Below are 20,577 nucleotides of genomic sequence, written 5' to 3' on the forward strand. Positions count from 1 at the left end.
ATTTGCAAATATGGGAGAAAATGGAGTGGAGCAAAAATTCGTGTCACGTTGGTTGCCATGCTTGCGGCCTCGAGCGAACAAGCTCTTTACGTTGGTATGCGTGCCGCACGCGGGCGGCGGCGCATCGAGCTTTCATCCTTGGCAACGCCATCTGCCCGCGCGCGTGGAGCTGCGCGTCGTGCAGTTGCCCGGGCGGGAGGAGCGCTGGCGCGAGCCCCTCGTGCGAAGGCTGGAGCCCGCGTGCGACGCGCTCGCGCACGCCATCGAGGCGGAGATCGACGGTCCGTATGCCATTTTCGGACACAGCATGGGCGCGCTCGTGGCCTACGAGTTGGTGCGCACGCTTCGCCGTCGCGCGCAGCCTCTGCCCATGCGACTCTTCGTCTCGGCGCGCGCGGCGCCGCACGCGCCCATCGTCACCCGCGCGCACACCCTCCCGGACGACGAGCTGCGCGCGACCATCGTTCATCACGGCGGTACGGCGCACGCCATCTTGGAGGACGACGCCTTTGGCGCTGCGCTTCTACGCGTGATTCGCGCCGACTTCGAGCTCAGCGAAACATACGCCCACGCGCCCGAGGCGCCGCTCGATATCCCGCTCTCGGTCTATGGCGCCACCCTCGATCGACTGGTGCCGCCGGGACGCCTCGACGGTTGGCGCCAGCACGCGCGCGATTTCTCGCTTCGCATCTTCGAAGGCGATCATTTCTATGTGCGCACGCAGGGTACGTCGGTCGTTCACTCCATTTTGCAGGAGCTCGCGGCCGACTCCCGCGCAGCCGCGCGCTCGGCCTGACGAGGCGCGCAGGACGACCTTTGCCCGAAGACCCGAGCTCGTGCACGGGCTCCCGCGGTCGACCACAACCGCGGGCCGGTCACGGCGAAGCCCTTGCCATCCGTTTGTTGTCTTGGATAATGAAGTCATATCTTTGATATCGAAATAACGCAGATATCCGTCAATCCAAACGGAGACGAACGAAAATGCCGACCGACCCGAATCACGAGATTCGCGAGCAGCAGCAGAAGCAGCAGCAAGAACCGAGCGATGGAGCGACCGTCGTGCGCGACGGGGCCGTGATCGCGGTGCTTTGGTGCGGCATGCCCCATGCGTCGGATCATGCAGCCCTCGCGCGCGAGCTTGCGGCCATCGAGCCGGGTGCTCGTTCGGCCGTGCTGCTGGTCTCAACGGGCTCGATGGGCATGCCCACCGAGGAGCAACGCGTGGTCATGCGCGCGTTGCGCGGCCTGACGAACGGACGCGATCTGGCGCTCTTCGCGGTTCTTCTGGCCAAGGGCATCGCCGCCACCGTTCTTCGCGCCCTGCTCCCTCGAAATGGCGAGTTGAAGTTGCCCGACGGCTCGGGTCGATCGATGCATGTCTACAAGACGGCGGAGGCCGCGCTCGAGGCCATGGATCAGTCGGGCTTTGACTCGCCGCGTATTCGCGATGCCGTCCTCGCTTGGTCGGCCGCATCGCGCGGACGAAGGCGCACCGTATCGTGATTGCGCGAATCGAGCCGGTTGCTCCCCTGGCGGCGCGGCGGGCGCCTAAAATCGTTGGCATGAGGAATCGAAACGATGCGCGGGTGACATCGCGACAACGGCGCCGAGCCGGTCGATGCGCGCATGGTCTTCCATGACCGCATCGCCACGGCGGCACGCGTATCGGCCGGCATCGCTAGGGCGCTCGGCCTCGTGGGCACGCCGAGCCGGTTGCTCCCCTGGCGGCGCGGCGGGCGCCTAAAATCGTTGGCATGAGGAATCGAAACGATGCGCGGGTGACATCGCGACAACGGCGCCGAGCCGGTCGATGCGCGCATGGTCTTCCATGACCGCATCGCCACGGCGGCACGCGTATCGGCCGGCATCGCTAGGGCGCTCGGCCTCGTGGGCACGCGTAGGGGATGCGGCGGCGCAGATCGTCCAGCTTACCTTGGAGTACGATCCTGCGCCGCCGTTTCAGTCGGGATCGCCCCGCTCGGCCCCGCCCGAGAACGTGGCCGCCGTGACGAGGCGTGCGCTTCGTGCGGCGGCCAGGCTGGGCGAGCCAAACAAGCCAAACAAGACAGACAAGGCAAATAAGACAGACAAGGCAGACAAGGCAGACAAGACCCCAGACGACGCGGACACGTCGGGCTCGGACGAAACATGGTGGAAACGTGGCGTCGAAGTGGGGGAATCAGCCTTCGGAACTCTTGGTGACCAGGCGGAGATCGCAATCCGCCTCGAATCGAAATTTCCCCCGTGACTCGGGAACGATGCGGATATCGGAGCATCGCTCGCCGAGGCGTTTGCGAAGTAGAATCAGCCGGCTTTCGAGGTTATCTTTGACGGCGGGAAGCCCCAGCGCAATATCCAGCCGGAGCTCGCGGTTCGTGAACTCGGTGCGACGCTCCTCCACATACGAGCGGAGGAGCTTCCAGAGGATGCGCCCGGGCACATTGCGAATCAAGTACTGATCGTCGACGAAGATGCAATCGTCGTTTCGATACCAAGAGAAGGTTCGTGTCGCGCGGATCGCCGAACTTGGTTTCGAGCCATGCCGCGCGCGCACCAGCTCGATCATGCCTGCAACTTGATGGCCAACGATGTCGAATGCGGCCTCGTGCCACTCATCGAACCCCGCGGGATCGCGGCTCTCGGCCAGGATCATTCCCACGAGCTGGCCGTCCGAGATCAGCGGCACCACCACGCGGCTGGCCGCGTCGGCAATGCCTCCCCACGAGGGGAGCTCCCCGTCGATTTCGCGCGAAACGCGGAGTGTTCGCTTGGATTGCGCGACTTTTCCAAACAAACCCCGACCAATCACCAGCTCGGCGGGAAGGCAGGTGCCTGCGGCATGCCCGAGGCTCTCGGGCACGCCCAGGGTTGCCGCCATCTCGCTCGTCAGAAGCACGGTCGCATGCTCGACACCAAACATGTCGCGCAAGCTCGCCAGAAGGGACTTCAAAAGATCGCGCAAATCGCGGGCATGATTGAGCTCCGCGGTCAGCGCCTGCAGCTTGCGCAACCCAGTGCGCAACGACGGGGGACCAAACGACGACGCCGTCATGACCGATACCGCAGCGTGAGATATCGACCATGCCTACGCCAGCAAGAGCAGGAAGAGGCGGAGGCGGTAAACATCTCGGTTGAATGTTGCGGCCATGAAGATGTCATATCAACACCTTGCCAGGGTGACCCTAACCGGCAAGGCAGTTGCCGTACGCTTTTCGAAAAGCGTTTCGAATCGAATCGGGAATGGGTTTTCGGCATGTGAAATTACGGATGTATTTTTGACACACAGTGTTGCAGCTATATGAACTACGGAAGTGAGGAGGCATGGATTTCCAAGGATCCATAAGCATCTGAATACGACCGTTATCAGATTTGATTCTAGCTAAGGCAGCAACTCACTCGAGAGGCATAAGCCCGATGTGGCGCCGAGATCCGTGCCGAGCGCTCGGGCAACTTGAGGTGGCAGCAATTGCCGGATCCTTCTCGATGAGAAGGATGCACATTCATCCACCATGATGGAGAGTGTTAATGATATTTCACCAGCTGCGACACATTAAATTCGCAGTCGGCAGCACGAATATTGCGTACGCGACGGGTTGACGCACGGTTTATTTTATGTAAACCCCATATGTCCTCCGAACGAGCTACGTGCGCCACACCTCGGGGTGCGCCATCTCGAGAAGCTCGCTCCGTGGCCCATCGCGTGCACGAGCGTGCACCTCGACCGACCCCCCGACATGGACGGCGCGCGTGCCATGCGCGCGTGCTCGCGAAACGCACTGCCATGCGCGTGCGCGCGTGCGCGCGTTCGCGCGATCCAGGGCGATGCACGCCAGGTGTGGGGCAGAATGCACCGCCCGCGACGTCGCGCGATCCCGAGCGATGCATGCGATGTCCGGGCGGTGGCGCGCCGAGCGGCCACGTCTCGTATCGTACGATCAGGCCGTGGCCGCGAGCTCCGTCGCTTGGCGAATCGCGCGCTTGGCGTCGAGCTCCGCGGCCACGTCGGCGCCGCCAATCAACCGCACGCGCGCGCCCTTGCGCTCCAATTGCGCGTGGAGATCGCGCAGCGGCTCTTGGCCCGCGCAGATCACGACATGGTCGACCTCGAGCAGCCGAGGCTTCCCGCGCGCGGTGATGTGGAGCCCGCGATCGTCGACGCGCTCGTAGGTGACGCCCGCGATCATCTCGACGTTTTTGCCCTTGAGGGTGGCGCGATGCACCCAGCCGCTGGTCCGGCCCAGGTGCTTGCCCAAGGGCTCGTTCTTGCGCTGGAGCAAATACACCTTGCGCGCGGGTGGCGCGGCTTGCCGGATCACGCCCTCGACCCCGCCGGGCGCTCGAACTTCGCTATCGACGCCCCACTCCGCCAACCACGTTTTGGCGTCCAAGCTGGAAGAGTGCGCGTGGGTCAAATACGTGGCCACGTCGAAGCCAATGCCGCCGGCGCCCACGATGGCCACCGCCTTTCCCACCGGCTCTTCGTGGAGCAGCACATCGACATACGAGAGGACCTTCGGGTGGTCGATATTGGGAATACCCGGTACGCGCGGCTTGACCCCGGTGGCCAATACCACTTCGTCGAACCCCAGCAGATCGTCGACGGTCGCGCGGGTGCCCAGCTTCAAGGAGACCCCGGCCAGGTCGAGCTGGCGGCGGAAATAGCGCAAGGTCTCGGCGAACTCCTCTTTGCCGGGGATGCGCTTGGCCATGTTGAACTGCCCGCCGATCTCGCTTGCGGCTTCGAACAAGGTGACGGCGTGCCCGCGCCGCGCGGACTCCACCGAAAACGCGAGCCCCGCCGGGCCGGCGCCGACCACCGCCACCCGCCGGGGGCGCCGCGCGGGGGAGAAGACCAGCTCCGTCTCCCGGCAGGCGCGCGGGTTGACCAGGCACGAGGCGGTCTTGAGTGAAAAAGTATGATCCAGGCATGCCTGGTTGCAGGCGATGCACGTGTTGATCTCGTCGGCCCTCCCCGACGCGGCCTTGGCGACGAACTCGGGATCGGCGAGCAGCGGGCGTGCCATGGAGACCATATCGCAGACCCCGCGCTGGAGGAGCTCCTCGGCCACCTCGGGGCGGTTGATGCGGTTGGTGGCCACGACCGGGATGCTCACCTCTTTTCGGAGGCGCTCCGTCACGAAGGTGAAGGCCGCGCGCGGCACCGAGGTGAGGATGGTGGGCACCCGCGCCTCGTGCCAACCGATACCGGTGTTGATGAGGGTGGCGCCGGCCTTTTCCACCGCGCGCGCTTGGTACACCACCTCGTCCCAGGTGTTTCCGCCCTCCACCAGATCGAGCATCGAGAGCCGGTAGATCACGATGAAGTCCGGCCCGACCGCCTTGCGCACCCGCTCCAGGATCTCCACCGGCAAACGGGTGCGGTTCTCCACCGATCCACCCCAGGCATCGGAGCGCCGGTTGGTGCGCCGGCAGGTGAATTGATTGATGAAGTACCCCTCGGAGCCCATGATCTCGACCCCGTCGTAGCCGGCCTCGCGCGCGAGGGCGGCCGCGTGGGCGAAATCGTCGATTTGCCTTCGAATGCCGCGCTCGGACAGGGCGCGCGGCTTGAAGGGGTTGATGGGCGATTGGATGGCGCTCGCGGAGACCGAGAGCGGGTGGTAGCTGTATCGCCCCGCGTGCAGCAGCTGCAGGCAAATCTTTCCGCCCTCGGCGTGCACGGCCAGGGGGATCACGCGATGCGCGTCCGCCTCCGCGCGCGTGGAGAGCTTGCCCGAAAAGGGATAAAACCACCCCTCGCGGTTGGGCGAGAATCCGCCCGTGACCATGATGCCGACCCCACCGCGCGCCCTCGCGGCAAAGTACGCGGCCAGTCGATCGAAGCGCGCATGGCGATCCTCGAACCCCACGTGCATCGATCCCATGAGCACGCGGTTCTTGATGGTGGTGAACCCGAGGTTCAGCGGCTCCAGCAAATGCGGAAAGTGCAGAGGGCGCGAAGCGGGCGTCGAAACCGGCGGAACGGGGGAGGGCTGCATCCGGCGATCCTAAATTAGGGTAGACGATTGTGCACAATATTGGGCGGGGTGCCGTCGCGAAAGAAGGCGACGGCATTTTCGGCGGCGGTCTCCGCCATGGCGGTGCGGGTGCTCCGATCCGCGCTGGCGATGTGCGGTGTGAAGACGACATTGTCCTGCGCCAGGAGCTCCTGGTCGATATGCACCGACGACGTGCTCTCGCGTGCGAAGACGTCGAGCGCGGCGGCCCCCAGCGGACCCTCGCGCAGCGCGTTGGCCAGGGCCGCCTCGTCGACGCACGCCCCGCGCGCCGTGTTGATCAAGATGGAGCCGGGCTTCATGGTGGCGAGGAGCTCGGCCGAAACGAGACCGCGCGTCTCGTTGGTGAGCGGGCAGTGGAGCGAGACGGCGTCGGAGCGCTTGAACAGCTCGTCCATGGTCACGTACGCGGCGCCGAGGGCAGCCTCGAGCCGGGGGATGAGTGGAGTTCGTTGGGTGTAAAGTACATGCATTCCGAAGCCGCGCGCTCTCCGCGCCATGGCTTGCCCGATGCGGCCGAAGCCCACGATGCCCAGGGTGGCCCCGTGAACGCGCGCGCCGACCAAGGTGTCGAAGCGGAAACCATGAAAGCCGCCGGCGCGGACCATGCGGTCGCCCTCGGCGATGCGCCGGGAGGCGGCGAGCAAGAGGCCGAAGGCGAGGTCCGCCGTGGCCTCGGTGAGGACACCGGGCGTATTGGTCACGATCACGCCACGCTCCGCGCAGGCGGCGACATCGATGTTGTCGACCCCCACCGCCACATTGGCCACCAAGCGAAGCGCGGGCAGGCGCTCGAGCAGCGCGCGATCCACCGCATCGGTGAGGTAGGTGACGAGCGCCTCGAACGAGGCCGCGTGCGCGAGAAAATCCGGGCTTCGAACGCCGACACCGGGCTCACCGAGCGTAACGTCTCCGATGGCGCGCAGCCACTCCATGGCGCGACCGGGGAGGGGACCACTGACGAAAATGCGCGGGTGAGATTTCATGCCGAGCACAGTACGGTATGATTCTCCGAGGAAGAACCCGGATGGCCATGCAAGTCCCCATCGAGCCGTTTCCGGAAGGCACCGTCCTTCTCGGAAAATATCGGGTCGAGCGGCTTCTCGGCCGCGGCGGGATGGGCATGGTGGTGGCCGCGCTCAACGTCGACCTCGACCAGCGGGTCGCCCTCAAGTTCGTGAACGCCGAGTCCCTCCACCGCGAGGCGCTGGCCCTCCGCTTCGTGCGCGAGGCGCGCGCCGCCAGCAAGCTGCGAAGCGAGCACGTGGCCAAGGTGATCGACGTGGGCAAGCTCGAGACCGGGCTGCCCTACATGGTCCTGGAGCTGCTCGAGGGGTGCGATCTGCGCGCGGTGGTGGCCGAGCGAGGCGCCCTGCCGGTCCCGGTGGCGGTCGACTTCGTGCTGCAAGCCATCGACGCGGTGGCGGAGGCGCACCAGCTGGGCATCGTTCACCGCGACTTGAAGCCGGCGAACCTGTTTCTCGCGCAACGCGGGGACGGCGAGCGGATCATCAAGCTGCTCGACTTTGGGATCTCCAAAGTGCAAGAAGGATTGGACGAGTCGGGCGAGCGGGAGGCGACGCTCACGTCCACCACGGCTTTTCTGGGCTCCCCGGCCTATGCATCGCCCGAGCAGTGCCGCTCACCCAAAGACGTGGATGGCCGGACGGACATCTGGTCGCTGGGCGCCATCCTGTACGAGCTCTTGACCGGGCGAAGACCCTTCGATGCGCGCTCGCAGGCCGAGCTGCTCGCCGCCGTTTTTCTGCTCGAGCCGCTCCCGATCCGGGTGGCCATGCCGCAGGTGCCGGCCGAGCTGGAGGCGGCCATCTTTCGTTGCTTGCGCAAGAATCCCGCCGAGCGCTTTGCGAGCGCGGCCGAGCTGGCGGTGGCGATCGCGCCCTTTGGCTCGGGGCAATGGAACCGCTGCATGGACCGGGCCGTTCGTCTGGCCGGGTATACGGTGCCGCCGCCGGGGCTGCCGGCCCAAGGGGCGGTGGCGCCAGCGTATGCCGCGGGCACGGTGACGGGGGTGCACGCGAAGCGTGTGGCGACCTCGGTCATCATCGCCGTTCTGGTGGGCGTGCTTGCGGCGGTCGCGGTCGCGGGCGGGGCGGTGTTGTGGGCGGTGCGGAGGCATGAGGCGAAGGAGGTCGCGCCGGCGGCCGTGGTTTCGTTGTCGGCGCCGGCATCCTCGGTGTCTGCACCGGTACGCGAGGTGCCGTCGGCGGCAGAAGCGCGAAGTGCTGCGCCATCGGCGAGCGCCGCGCCATCGGCGAGCGCCGCGCCATCGGCGGGCGCCGCGCCATCGGCGAGCGCCGCGCCCGAGCCGAAACGGGAAGCCCCGCGCCCCCCGCCGCGCGATCGCAAAAAGAGCCTGCTCGAAACGCGTCAGTAGCCGCCCAGTTCGAAGCGTCCGCGCGCGACGAGCCCGGCGCTTCCCGTTCGCACATCCCCCGCCGGCACCAGATGCAGCGCCGCGCCGGATGGCCGCGCGGGCGCCGAGAACCAAAGCACCCCCGCGCCTGCGAGGGCCACACCGCCCACGATGAACGCCACGGTGGCCATGTTCGCATCGGTCTTGGCGTCGCTCCCCATGTCGATGCTGTCGCGCGGGCAGCCATCGGGCTGGCACTTGTCCTTGGCGTCCGACCAGCGCGAGCCAGCCGTCAGCCCAAAGTACGTACCGAGCCCAATCCCCACGACCCCCACGCCCGCGGAGACGACGGCCAGCGTCTTTTGCGTCGACCAGCCGCCCGATCCCGCGGCGGTCCGCGGTGCCGGCGCCGCCGTTTGCGCCTGCGCCGCCGCTTCGACCGGCTTCGCCCCCGGCGCCGGCAGCGGCCCGTATCCCCGCCACGGGGCCGCCGGATCGGGCGGCGGCGCCCATTCGTTCGAGGGCGCCACCACGATCTCGCCTTGCGCGCCCTGCGCCAAGTGGATCCGCTTCGACCACACCGGCTTGTCCCGCACCACCACCACCACCGCGTGCTCGCCCGGATCGACGGGCACCGCCGTCCCCAGCACGGCCACGTCGATCGCGACCCCGTCGCGCTCGATCACGGCGTCGGCCGGGATCCCTCGCGCCTTCACCGTCAGACGCGGAAGCTTCGGCGCGAGCGCTCGAACGCGCTCCCGCGCATACTTCTCGCGCTCCCGCTGATTCTCGCGCGCGGCGAGCTCCGAGGCTTCCACGTACCGTGCCCAGGCGCTCGCCGTCTGTCCGTTTTCCTCGTAGCAGTTGGCCAAGTTGAGCACCGTTCCCGGCCTGGGATCGATGCGATGGCTGCTCTCGAACTTCACGCACGCCTCGGCGTAGCGGCGCGACTTCATCAGCGCTTGCCCTTCGTCGAAGAGCGCCTGCGCCGTGACCGAATCGTGGCCCGATTGCGCCCGGGCAGCCGGCGTCGTTCCGAGCGCTCCGAGCGTGAGCAGAAGGAGCGAAGCCCCGATGGGCGCGAGCCTCATCGGCCGATCGTCAACGGTGGATGATGACGTTGTCAATGCTCCATCCCGCGTTGGGGACGGTGCTGCTGCCATCGTTGCCCCATCGCCATCGAAGCGCGATGCTCTTTCCGGGCAGGTTCGGGGGCAAGTTGACGACGGTGGTCACATAGCCGCCCGACTTTCCGGTCCAAGCGCTGCGGCCCATGAGCGGCGGTCGATTGAGCGTGCCAATCACCCCCGTGTACCCCGCGGAGGAGAACGTGCCCCCCGCGGCTACGATATCGACGAAGGGCCCACCCTGGATTTGAATCTCCAGCACCCCGCCGTCGTAGAGCGCCTCCGACTCGTACGCGTGGCGAAAGCGTATTTGCGCCTGATTGCTCAAGATCAAGACCTGCGGGCTCACCAGCGCGGTGTCCAGCGTATTGGCGGATCCGCGCACGCGCGCGCAGTTCGGGGACGAATCGGCGTTGTCCTGGGATACGTACCAGAGCGTGCTCCCGGACGCGGTCAGGATGGCCACCTTCCAGCCCACGGGCAGATCGGGCGCGTCGTCGAAGCTCTCCAGAAAGGAGTCGAGGCACCAGATGGGGACGCGAACGTCCGCCGTATCCATCACGCCGGATCCGGTGGCCACCAGACAGCGCTGGGTCGGCGGCTGCGTCGCCACGGTGACCGTGTACGGCTGCCCCCTTCGCGAGGGCGCAAAGGAGTGCACGCCGTTCTCGCGTACGAGCAGGGTGTCGGAGCCATTCGCGAGGGTCAACGAGCCCACCAGCCCGCTCACATCGGCGTTGACCGTGTACCCGAGCGTCGTACAGACGACGACGACGTTGGTGACATCGTCGTCGCCGTCGCGGAGCGTGCCCACCGAGTTGGCGACCACGCAGTCTTGCACCGGTGAGTGCGGCGACGACTTCACCGACACCGTGTAGCTTTGTCCTTTTCCAATCCCGATTTCGAACGACGTGGCCCCCGGCTCGACCGTCACGTCGTTGTTCGGTCCACTGGTCAGCACCAGCCCTTTTCCGGCGAGCCCGGAGACCGTGCCGCGAATTTTTCGCCCCGCGTTCAGGCCGTCCGCCCCTTGGGTCGCCGTGGGATCCCACGACATGACGCACGCACCGCATGTCATCGTCGTGAGTGCGAGCACGATGGAGCGGATGAAGGGCCTTCGCAATGGGACTTGCCCGAGCGTTCCCATGTTCTTCCCCCTTTCGATGCGCACGCGAGCAAATGGCTTTTAGGCTCGCGTGAGCCTCGCCATCGGACCCTAGCTCCATGATTCCACGGTTCCAAGAGACGACAGCGCGTGAGCTTCGCTTTCGAATTTCGAGCGTGCATCGGCGCGCGCAAAGGTGAGCGCGCGCGTGTGAGCACCCGTGGGGGAACCGATGCTTCTATCGCGAGAGCGGCGAGCTATTGCGCGGCGGTACCTTGACTCGACCATCGCCGTCGGCATCCACGTAGACGAGCCCCGTGAAGCCAATGGCGCGCGCGTCGGGGTTGGGGAGCACGTCACCGAGCGGCGTGCGGGCCTCGGCCCACGCCAAGATCGCCGCGTCGGCATCGACCTTCAACGGCACGTCGCGCTCGAAGCGCACGCCATCGCGCGCGGGCCCCGCCTCGAAGCGCGCGGCGATGTCGTCGTTCACCCAGATCTCGACGGTCTCCACCGGCACCCACGCCGGCGCGAGCACCCGCACGTGCGCGAGCACCTCGCCCTTGCCCGCCGCAGAAGGCTTGCTGCCCGCCGCGCTCCGCGGCCGCACCACCGAGCCGGGCCACTTGCCGTCCACGGTGAGGGTCACCAGCGGCCCGGAGCTCACGGTGGTATCGCCCGATCGCAGCGCTTCGATGGCGCGCGCGGCGCGGTCGCTCGGGGAGCCCGCGGGTGTGTGCACGAAGGTCCGAGGATAGCCCGCCTCCTCGTACAAAAGCCGGTGCGAGTCGCTGTTGCCGGTGGCGATGGGCCTCCTCCCGCGCCGCGCGAGGGCGACCAGATCGCGCGCGCCCTCCCGCACCTTCTCCGGGGTCTCGATCCAGAGCCCGTTGTAGGCCTCGAGCGCGTCGAAGTCGTCGGCGAACTCGGGATCGGCGGCGCCGGTGGCGGGATCGAGGTGCGTCAAATCGAAATAGCCGATTTGCGGCGGCATGCGCGCGTGATTGACCTGCACCACGCGCGCGCCCGCGTCGCGCGCACGGGCGAAGAGCTCGGCCGGCGGGATATCGTAATAGGGAGGCACGGCCTCCTCGGCCGCGCGGGTCGGCGCCGGCAGCGGAAAGGCGTTGAAATGACCCCATAAGCGCGATCCGGCCGAGGTGATTTCATCCCCGCGCACCGTGGCCAGCTGCGACAATTTCAGCTCGCGCGCAAGAGGCTCGTAGTCGGTGACGTGATTGTGATCGGTGGCCACCGCCAAATCGATCCCCTCCGAGACCAAGCTCGCCAATCGCGCCTCCAGCGACACCGACGAGTCCGGGCTCGGCGCGGCGTGCAAATGAAAATCGGCCGTCGTCCACTCGTGGGTATCGATCACGGCCGCCAAGGAGTCCGAAATGGATTGCACCCCGCCCGCGGCGATATCGACCTCGCGGCGCGAGACCGCGTGCATCGGTCCATGGGTCGCCGTGACCGCATACCGCCCGGGCGCCAGATGCACGGTCGCCGCGCCGTCGAGGAGGTACACCGAGCGGCCGCCCGGGTACGCGCGCCCCGATTTCTCCATCTCGGGCGCCGGATCGGGCGTGCCCGCGAGGCCGCGAAGGAGAACGTGGGCGGCGATGGGCCCGCCGCGTCCGTCCGTGAACCGCAAATCGAGCTGGCCCGACGGGACCGCGACCAACCTCGGTCCGCCGGGCTCACCCGAGGAGGCCGAGACCGGCACCCGCTCCGGGGCGGGCACGCCATGGGCATCGCGCACCCGAAACGACTCGCCGAGCCCCTCGGGCAGCCGCACGGTGCGCGCAGGCCCTGGCGGAAGAACGCCCTTCACCAGCGCCTGCCCGGCCGCATTGCACAGCGCGAGGTGCCCGCCGCGCCCATCGGCGAGGCCGACCGCCGCTTTGCGGGTGGAGAAGGGAAGGGCCGCGAGCGCATCGAACGCATCGCCGCGCACCACGTGCACGGTGCGCGTCGCCTCGGCCCCCTCGTAGAGCACCGCGATGGGCGCCGGAAAAATCTCGCCCGCGATGCGGATCCGCTTGCTGCGCGCGCGCATCGCAGGCGCCTCGATGGCCACCCCGATGCCGTAGCCGCTCAGCACCAAGAACCGGGTGGCGCTGTCGCCCTCCCACTCGGCGCCCAGCTGATCGATGGCCACGTCCACGATCCCGGTGTTCAAATCGTCGGCCAGCACCGCGTTGGGCGGGAGCCCCGTGGCCACCGTTCGCACCCGATAGCGTCCATCGGCGAGCGCGCAAAGATCGGTCGCGAGGTGAACCCCATCCACGTCCCCCTCGATGCGCACGCCCTCCTGGCCGATGCCCGGCTCCGCGCACCGCGATGCGCTCACGGCGCTGGCCACGAGCGGGTGCAGCTTCTGCCCGGCGTCGACCCACCCCGCGCGCCACCAGAGCAGCGGATCGGAGCCCTTCGCGCCGTCGATGCCCACATCGACGATGGCCCCGCGCAGCGGGCGATGCCCCGGCAGATCCGGGGCCGCCGCCACGGTCAGCGAGGTGCCCGAGCTCCCGTGCAAAATCAAATCACCGCGCCGCGCATAGGCGCGGGGGGCGGTGGGCGCCATGTCCAAGGTGGTGACCCGCGCATCGATGCGCTCCGTTTTGGGCGGGCTCGCTCCGCGGCACGCGGCCAGCGAAACGGCTCCTGCGGCCGTGGACAGAACGAGAGCGGCGACCCACCGGTGGCGCATGCGCATGGCGCGCCGATCCTAGCGCCCGAGCGCCCGAGGATCATGACAAGCGTGCAGCGCAGCCGTGTCATCGCGGTGACGGTGCGCGCTTCGGTCAGGAAGAAAAAAACCGCCAGGGCCCCAGGGACGCCATAGAACCTGGAGCCCTGGCGGTTTTGCGTGTCGACTACGCGCGCCGGCGCATCACTTGCCGAGGATCGAATGGACCGGCAGCAGCGGGAGCACGTTCTTCAGCGCGCCCTGCACCACCGTGAGCAGCTCCGTGATCACCTTGGCCTGATCGAGGCCCAGCCCCAGCGCGGTGAGCTCCGGAATTTTCAAGTCCAGCCCCTGCGCGAAGTCGGCAAACGCCTTGACCACGGCCTGCAAGGTCGCGTCGAGGTTGCCCGCCGCCAAGCCGTCGAGATTGAGCTTGCTCACCGCGCCCAGCGCCGCCGCGAGCTTCCCATCGAGCTGCCCGTTCAACTGCGTCGACGTCTTGAGCAGCCCCTCCAGGGTTGCTTGCACATTGCCGCCGAGGTTCCCCAAAACAGCGCCCAGATCGCCCGAAATGGCCCCGCGGATGGCCGCCTCGAAGTCCGCGCGCGCGCTGGCGATGTCGCCCACGTTGGTCGCGGCCGAGATGGAGCTGGTGAGCTGCGCCGTCGCATCGAGCGCCGCCTGCAGCGCGTTGCCACCCTTCAGGATCTCGGCGACCGCCTTGGCCGTCTGGTGCGCTTCCACATTGGCCGCGGCCTTGAGCGACGCAAAGCCGAGGGCCTCCGCGCCGGGGATCCCCGCCAGGGAGCCTTCGAGCGCGGTGCGGAACGTGAGGTTGGCCGCCGCGTGGGCCAGCGCGGTCAGCTCGGCGGAGAGCGAGCCGGAGGCGGCTGCCTTCAACGCCGCGTCGAGATCGGCCGAGAACTGCGCGGTGGCGTTGGTCGCCACGTTCAAGGAGGCCTTGCCGTCGAGCACCGCGTTGAGCGCCTGCGAGGCCTTGGCTTCGAGCTCGGCGAAGGCGTTCAAATCCAGCTTGGCGCCGCCGTTGGCGATGGCGAGGGCTTGCGTGTGCGTGGCGACCAAGGTGGCCTTCGCGAGCGCATGAACGATGGCCTTGGCGTCGGCGCCGGCCGAGATGGCGGCGGAGACCGCGCCCGCGAGATCCGCGTCGATCAGCGAACGGAGCGTGGCCGTGAGGCTCGCGTCGATGGAGCCATTGGCCGACAGGGCCGAGGTGAGCGTGCCCGCGATGTCGAGGAGCGTCTGCGCCTCGATCGACGACTCCGTCGAGATGGGCGCGGCCACCGAGATTTGGCCCGCGACGCGGCCCGCGGCCTCCAGGATCGAGGAGCCTACGATCTTGCCGGAGACGTCGAGCGCCTGCACCACCAGCAGCTTCGCGTCGATGGGGACCTTGGCCGAGAAGGCGCCTGCCCCGTCGAGGGTCGTCTCCACCAGCGCGGTGAGCTGGCCGGTGGCGCCGAGCGCCGAGATGGTCACCGTCTTGGCCAGATCGAGCGCCGCCGAGCCGGCGAGCCCCAGGTCGGCCCTGCCCGAGCCTTGGTTCGTCACATGTCCGTTTACAATCGAGAGCGCGGCGGAGCCGGACTTCGACGTGTCGCTTCCGCCCGTTTTTCCATCGTCCTGCCCCGAGGCGCAACCGGCAGCCACCGACACACCGAGGACCAATGCCAACATGCTCCAAGCCGGAGAAATTTTCTTCATGAGTTCGCTCCCTTGATTGGGCGGCATGCGCCTCGGCAGCATTGGGAATACCGCCGATTGCCAATACCGATTATCCCTGCCGCATCACCCCCCCGACGCCCGCCTTCTGCCGAGCAGCGAGGACCCGATGTGTGATGATTCCGCACGCAGAAGCATTGCGTGAGCCGTACATCATCGAACTCCGCTTCACGCGTGATTTTCCAGGGATCACCGCTCCAGCCGCGCCGCCGCGGCATATCGAACTAAGAAATGCCGAGGGGCTCCGCGCCTTGGACTCCGCGGATTTCGCGCTCGGGAGCCGATCGCCCGCGCCACGCCTCGAGGCGCGCGCCCTCGCGCGAGGGCGAAAACAAAAAAGCGAACGGCCGAACCCCCGGGTGAGGCATACCCGGGGATTCGGCCGATTCGTGGCAACTGGTCTGGAAACTACGATTGCTGCACTACTGCATTACTCCACTACTTCAGAACGGGGGTGGTCGGAACGGGGGTGAACTTCGGGTCCCCACCGCCGCCGCCGGGGCACTTCGTGCTCACCTTCACGTATGCGTCCACCACCGCGCTGGCGCTGGCTTCGATCTGGGCCTTCGCGTCGACCGTGAGCTTGCCCTGGCTGAGGGCCACGCCGAGCTTCGCGAGCGCGTCGAGCTTCGCCTTGAGATCCACGCCCACGTGGGCGTCGACCTGGAGGCAGATCTGGACGGCGGCTTCGATGCTGGCCTGGATGTTCAGCACCAGGTCGAGGACCGCGCCGATCGGGCCCAGGTTGGCCTTGAGCTCCGCGCGCAACTTGGCGATGAACTTCGCGCGGGCTTCGACGACCGCCTCGACGCTCGCGGAGGCGTCGATGTCGATCTTCAACTCGGCGGCAGCCTTGACGACGGCTTCGACGAGGGCCTTGGGGGCCTTCTTCTCGGCGAGGACCTTGAGGACCGCGTCGAGGGTGGCGTCCGCCTCGATCTTGGCGGCAGCCTGCACCGCGACCTGGACGTCGACCTTGGCCTTCGCCTTGACGTTGACGTCGGCGCACGCGTCGATGGCGGCCTTCAGGGTGGCGTTGATGGCGGCGTTGAAGGCCAGCGAGGCGGCGGCCTTGGCCTGGGCGTGAACGTCGGCCGAGACGGAGGCCTTGATGGCTGCGTCGACGGCGGCGGAGAAGTCGAGACCGGCCTTGAGCGCGATGTCCGCGGAGGCCTTCGCGTCGACGTTGACGTTCGCGTCGAGGTGCGCGTTGAGCTTGGCGGTCGCCTCGATCTGCGCCTTGATGAGCGCCTCGACGTCGACATTGACGCCGGCCTTGACGATGGCCGTCGCCTGGGAGATCTGCGCCACCAGGGCGGCGTTCGCGACGCCGTGGATGACGGCGTTGACGTCGACGCCGGCGTTGATGGCGGCCGCGACCTGCGCGGACACGTTCACGTCGACGAGGGCGTGGAGATGAGCCGCGACCTGCAGCGCGACGTCCACCGAGATGCCGGCGTTCACGCAGAGATCGATGAGCGCCTTGGCTTCGATCGAGGTCTTGGTGGTGATGGGCGCTGCGACCGTGATATTGCCAGCCACGTTCGCATTTGCGCCGAGCTCGAGGATCGACGAACCAATCACCTTACCGGAGGCATCGAGCGCCTCGACGATGGCGAGCTTCGCGTTGAAGTCGATCGGGAGTTTGATGTTGAAGGCGCCGTTTACGTCGATATTCGCCTTCGCGACGACCGAGATTTTGCCGTCCACGATCGCAGAGATTTGCACGGACTTCGCGACCGCCAGGGTGCCTTGACCCGCGAGCCCGACATTCACACTACCGGCGCCTTGCGCCGTCACGTGACCACTTACGAGCGCCGAGTTATCCGTGCCGGGGCTGGGGTTGCCGCCGTCGTCGCTGGATGAGCAACCCATCGCAACCGACGAACCGAGAATCAACGCAACCAAACCCAATTTCGCAGCAATCTTCCTCATGGGAGGGCTCCTTGTGTAGTAGTGGGCCGCACAGCGCGCGCTCGTTATGTCGAGCGCACCCTCGCAGTCGCGTCCAAATGCTTCCTATACGGGACACGACCGAACGCGAGGTCTATGCGAGCACGGGGGGTAGCCACGCGCTTGATGCCGGCGAGCACTAGTGAACGTCCGGCCTTCAAACATGTGAATGGCCAACCCGCGCGCCCCTCACAAAGAAAACGACCTCGCTGCGTAACTTTCTCCACGGCGGAAAGATTTCGCGCGATCGCACATCCGTATTTCACGGGTGCACATCCGCGAATACCAACCACCGACATGGCCTCTTACAAGGGTCATACCTGCCTACGAAATCGAGCTGCGTTTCAGAAACGCAATCGGAAATGGAGCGATTTGGGGCGGGTGAGTTGATCGTAGCCAAGCGCGCTCAAGCTATGCCCGCGTCCCGAATTCTTCGTACCGATCCACGGGAGCCCTGGATCGAGCGCGTCACAGCGATTCATGTAGACCGTGCCGTAATCCAGCTTTCGTGAGAGCTTTTCGGCGCGCTCCCGATCGCTCGTCCAAATGCTGGCGGTGAGCCCCAACTCCGAATCATTCATTTTGGCGAGCGCCTCGTCATCGGAGTCCACCGGCGCAATCGGTAGAATGGGACCAAAGGACTCACGCTTCATGAGCTTCGCCGTCTGCGGCACATCGGCAATCAGCGTTGCTTGAAAAAATCTGCCTTTGCCGTCTACGCTCGCGGTGCGTCCACCCCGTACGACACGCGCGCCCGAATCGCGCGCATCGCCCACGAAGCCCTCGAGCTCCGCGGGATGATTCGGTTGGGCGATAGGGCCCAACGTGGTTTGCGCGGCCGTCGGATCGCCCAGGACGTAAGCGCTCACGAGCGCGTCGCAAGCCTCGACGAAGCGCGCATAAAGCGAGCGGTGCACGTACACGCGCTCGACGGCGCAGCAGCTCTGTCCTGCATTGTAAATCGCGCCATCGACAATCGACTCCACCGCCTTGTCGAAATCACAATCAGCGGCGATGTAGGCGGGATCATTTCCACCGAGCTCGTACCCCACCTGCATGAATTTTCCGGCCGCGGCCTGGGAGATGCGGTGTCCACCGAAGATGGATCCCGTGAACACCACGTGATCGACCCGGGGATCGCCAACGATGCGCTCGCTGGTCGGGTGATCGCAGTCGAGCGCTTGCACCACGTGGGCAGGGGCGCCGGCGTCGGCGAAGGCCTTGGCGAAGTGGCCGCCCGAGAGCGGCGTGCGCGGCGAGTGCTTCACGATGACCGCGTTGCCTGCGAGCACGGCAGGAACGACCACGTTCACCGCGGTGAGCAGGGGATAGTTCCAGGCCGGCAGGTCGAACACCACGCCCAGCGGCTCCTTGGCGATGCGGCGCTCGAAGCCCTCCTTGGGCGGCAAGACGATGTCGGCCAGCGACGCCTCGGCGATTTCGATCATGTGGCGCGCGCGCTCGGCCATTCCGCGCACCTCGCCCCTGGACTGCGCGAGCGGTTTGCCCATCATCCGGGTGATGTCGAGCGCGATCGACTCCGCGTCCCTTTCCATGGCGGCCATGGCGCGCTCGGCGAGGGCGATGCGCTCGGAGAGCGGGCTCTCCTTCCAGGCGCGGGCGGCGGCGCGGGCCTTGTCGAGGGTGTCGTTGACGCGCGATTCGTCGGCCAGCGGGACCTTGCAGGCCGATTCGAGGGTGTACGGGTTGTCGACGTCGAGGATGGTCATGGGCGGCATGATAGAGGAACCGGTCCGGGCGGCTAGGGGAACGGAACCCTATGAAATCGAGGGGGATCACGCGGATTTAGGGACGAACCGGAGGACGAGGAGCCGATGCGATACACAGCCGACTACTGGATGCACCACTTGCAGCTCGCGCCGCACCCGGAGGGCGGCGCGTTTCGCCAGACGTATGTCGCCCCGCTCACCCTGCGCCGCGAGGCCTTGCCGGCGACGTTCTCCGGCGATCGCGCGGCCGCGACGCATATTTATTTCCTACTTCGCAATGGCGACTATTCGGCATTCCACAGGTTGGCCGCCGATGAGATATGGCACTTCTATTCCGGCGATAACGTGTTGATCCACGAGATCCGCGAAGACGGGGCCCTCCACACGCACCGGCTCGGCGCCGCCCCCGAGGCGGGCGCCGACTTTCACGCGGTGGTCACCGCCGGCAGCTGGTTCGGCGCCGAGGTCGCTCCCGGGGGCGCGTACGCCTTGGTCGGGTGCACCATGGCCCCTGGCTTCGACTTCGCCGACTTCGAGCTCGCGCACCGCGGATCGCTCGCGCGCCGGTTTCCCGAGCACCTCGAGCTCATCGCGCGGCTCACCCCGGCGCCCGCTACTTGAAGCCCGTCAGGTGCACGACGTACCACTCGCCGCGCCAGGAGATCATGGAGCTGATGCGGAAGGAGCGCTCTTTGCCATCGGGCGCGGTCCAGAAAATCTGTGCACCATACACGCGATAATAGCCGATGCGGTTGTACTCCTCTTGGGGCTCCACCCAGCGCGCTTGATTCGGCACCGAGACCCGCACGAAGCGGGCGTCGGGGACGTCTTTCACGTTTGCTGCGAGGGCGTGAATATCGCGTGCATAGTTTGCAACGAGGCGGCGCTTCCAATCGACCTCGGGGTGGGCCACCGCTTTGACTTGTTGGTAGGCCGCCACCGGAAAGAAGAACGGCATGGCGCGCTCGGGATCGTCGTGGACGATGCCGTCGAAGAGGGCGCGTGCGCGCGCTTCGAAGGCGGCCGTATCGGCGGCCGGCTTGTCGCGCGTTTGCGGCAGGCTCGCGCCGTCGGTCGCGCCGGCATCGGTCGCCGCGGGCGGGCTCGACCCTGCGTCGCCCGCGCCGGCGCGGTTCGAGCCCGCGCTGCTCGACGCCGCGGCGGGTGTGGCGGGTGCGGGTGCGGCGCGGGCGGTGCTCGATGCGCGGGGCGGGGGCGGTGCGATCGTGAGCGGTGCGGCGCTGGAGACGCCGAGGGTTGGCGGCTCGCCCTTTTGGCAAGCACAAGCAAAAAGAGCGACGGCGGCGGTGAGTCCGACCCATCCGTGGTGTTTCTCGTGAAGATTGACCAACGCGTGCAGCAACGGTTACCTAGTGCCTCCATTCGCGGAGGACTTTCATGAAGGCTTTGGGAACTCTCGGTGCCGTCGCCATTTGCCTCGTCGTCGTGGCAGCGTGCAAGAAGGAAGACGATTCACAGCAGGCGGTCGCCCCGCAGGGCCAGTATCCGCAGGGTCAATACCCGCAGGGCCAGTATCCGCAAGGCCAGTACCCCCAAGGGCAATATCCGCAGGGCCAATACCCGCAAGGGCAGTACCCGCAGCAGCCCGCCCCCACCGGCGCCAACCCCACGCCCCCGGCACCTGCTCCGGCCGGTCAAATGGCCACCCCGGGGCCCCTCGCATTTCCGTGTCAGAACGATCAGGCTTGCGGCCTCGCGCGCTGCAACACGCAGTATCAAAAGTGCGCGTTCCCCTGCCAGAGCGCCGTGGATTGCATCCAAGGCGCCCAGTGCAACCCGACCACCGGCTTTTGCTTGCCCGGCGGCCAATAG

At 67.0% G+C, this 20,577-nt stretch carries 16 protein-coding genes; 5 read left to right on the top strand and 11 right to left on the bottom strand.

Annotated elements, in window-relative coordinates; genetic code table 11:
• The first annotated feature begins 61 nt into the window (after window positions 1-61).
• Together LZC94_18430 and LZC94_18435 are read left to right on the top strand one after the other, a co-directional pair.
• Window positions 62-796, top strand: a complete 735-nt coding sequence (locus LZC94_18430; GenBank protein WXB19200.1) for an alpha/beta fold hydrolase — start codon at window positions 62-64, stop codon at window positions 794-796.
• 185 nt (window positions 797-981) lie between these two features.
• A complete protein-coding gene (locus tag LZC94_18435; GenBank protein ID WXB19201.1) occupies window positions 982-1,503 on the top strand; it encodes a hypothetical protein in 522 nt (173 codons plus the stop codon).
• Window positions 1,504-1,959: 456 nt separating this feature from the next.
• Here the strand turns inward: LZC94_18435 and LZC94_18440 are convergent, their stop codons facing one another.
• The 4 genes from LZC94_18440 to LZC94_18455 all read right to left on the bottom strand — a co-directional run bounded on the left by LZC94_18440 (window position 1,960) and on the right by LZC94_18455 (window position 7,003).
• Window positions 1,960-2,100, bottom strand: coding sequence for a hypothetical protein (locus tag LZC94_18440; GenBank protein WXB19202.1), 141 nt, complete (start codon window positions 2,098-2,100; stop codon window positions 1,960-1,962).
• Between the two features lie 79 nt (window positions 2,101-2,179).
• Window positions 2,180-3,052, bottom strand: coding sequence for a GAF domain-containing protein (locus LZC94_18445; GenBank protein ID WXB19203.1), 873 nt, complete (start codon window positions 3,050-3,052; stop codon window positions 2,180-2,182).
• An 883-nt stretch (window positions 3,053-3,935) separates the two neighbouring features.
• Window positions 3,936-5,951: an NADPH-dependent 2,4-dienoyl-CoA reductase gene (locus LZC94_18450; GenBank protein WXB20209.1), complete on the bottom strand. Its 2,016-nt coding sequence runs from the start codon at window positions 5,949-5,951 to the stop codon at window positions 3,936-3,938.
• Window positions 5,952-6,013: 62 nt separating this feature from the next.
• Entirely contained in the window at window positions 6,014-7,003 is a 990-nt protein-coding gene (locus tag LZC94_18455) for a D-glycerate dehydrogenase (GenBank protein ID WXB19204.1), read from the bottom strand.
• Window positions 7,004-7,044: 41 nt separating this feature from the next.
• On the opposite strand from LZC94_18455, the gene LZC94_18460 reads away from it, so the two are divergent.
• A complete protein-coding gene (locus tag LZC94_18460) occupies window positions 7,045-8,415 on the top strand; it encodes a serine/threonine protein kinase (protein WXB19205.1) in 1,371 nt (456 codons plus the stop codon).
• On the opposite strand, the gene LZC94_18465 is transcribed toward LZC94_18460, so the two are convergent.
• From LZC94_18465 to LZC94_18490, 6 genes are all read right to left on the bottom strand, one after another.
• Window positions 8,409-9,485: a hypothetical protein gene (locus LZC94_18465; protein ID WXB19206.1), complete on the bottom strand. Its 1,077-nt coding sequence runs from the start codon at window positions 9,483-9,485 to the stop codon at window positions 8,409-8,411. The genes LZC94_18460 and LZC94_18465 overlap by 7 nt on opposite strands.
• Before the next feature lie 10 nt (window positions 9,486-9,495).
• A complete protein-coding gene (locus LZC94_18470) occupies window positions 9,496-10,668 on the bottom strand; it encodes a hypothetical protein (protein ID WXB19207.1) in 1,173 nt (390 codons plus the stop codon).
• A gap of 196 nt (window positions 10,669-10,864) precedes the next feature.
• A complete protein-coding gene (locus tag LZC94_18475) occupies window positions 10,865-13,345 on the bottom strand; it encodes a CehA/McbA family metallohydrolase (GenBank protein WXB19208.1) in 2,481 nt (826 codons plus the stop codon).
• Between the two features lie 177 nt (window positions 13,346-13,522).
• A complete protein-coding gene (locus LZC94_18480; GenBank protein WXB19209.1) occupies window positions 13,523-15,043 on the bottom strand; it encodes a hypothetical protein in 1,521 nt (506 codons plus the stop codon).
• Between the two features lie 456 nt (window positions 15,044-15,499).
• Window positions 15,500-16,996, bottom strand: coding sequence for a hypothetical protein (locus tag LZC94_18485; protein WXB19210.1), 1,497 nt, complete (start codon window positions 16,994-16,996; stop codon window positions 15,500-15,502).
• A 362-nt stretch (window positions 16,997-17,358) separates the two neighbouring features.
• Window positions 17,359-18,744, bottom strand: a complete 1,386-nt coding sequence (locus tag LZC94_18490) for an aldehyde dehydrogenase family protein (GenBank protein ID WXB19211.1) — start codon at window positions 18,742-18,744, stop codon at window positions 17,359-17,361.
• 105 nt (window positions 18,745-18,849) lie between these two features.
• On the opposite strand from LZC94_18490, the gene LZC94_18495 reads away from it, so the two are divergent.
• Window positions 18,850-19,365, top strand: coding sequence for a cupin domain-containing protein (locus LZC94_18495; protein WXB19212.1), 516 nt, complete (start codon window positions 18,850-18,852; stop codon window positions 19,363-19,365).
• Here the strand turns inward: LZC94_18495 and LZC94_18500 are convergent.
• Complete coding sequence (locus LZC94_18500; GenBank protein WXB19213.1) at window positions 19,358-20,107, bottom strand: hypothetical protein; 750 nt, start codon at window positions 20,105-20,107, stop codon at window positions 19,358-19,360. The two genes, LZC94_18495 and LZC94_18500, sit on opposite strands and share 8 nt — an antisense overlap.
• A gap of 35 nt (window positions 20,108-20,142) precedes the next feature.
• On the opposite strand from LZC94_18500, the gene LZC94_18505 reads away from it, so the two are divergent.
• Window positions 20,143-20,577 carry a hypothetical protein gene (locus LZC94_18505; GenBank protein WXB19214.1) on the top strand — a complete coding sequence of 145 codons (435 nt, stop codon included), beginning with the start codon at window positions 20,143-20,145 and terminating at the stop codon, window positions 20,575-20,577.

It is taken from the genome of Sorangiineae bacterium MSr11954, from assembly GCA_037157815.1.
In the GTDB taxonomy this organism is placed as follows: Bacteria; Myxococcota_A; Polyangia; order Polyangiales; family Polyangiaceae; genus Pendulispora; species Pendulispora albinea.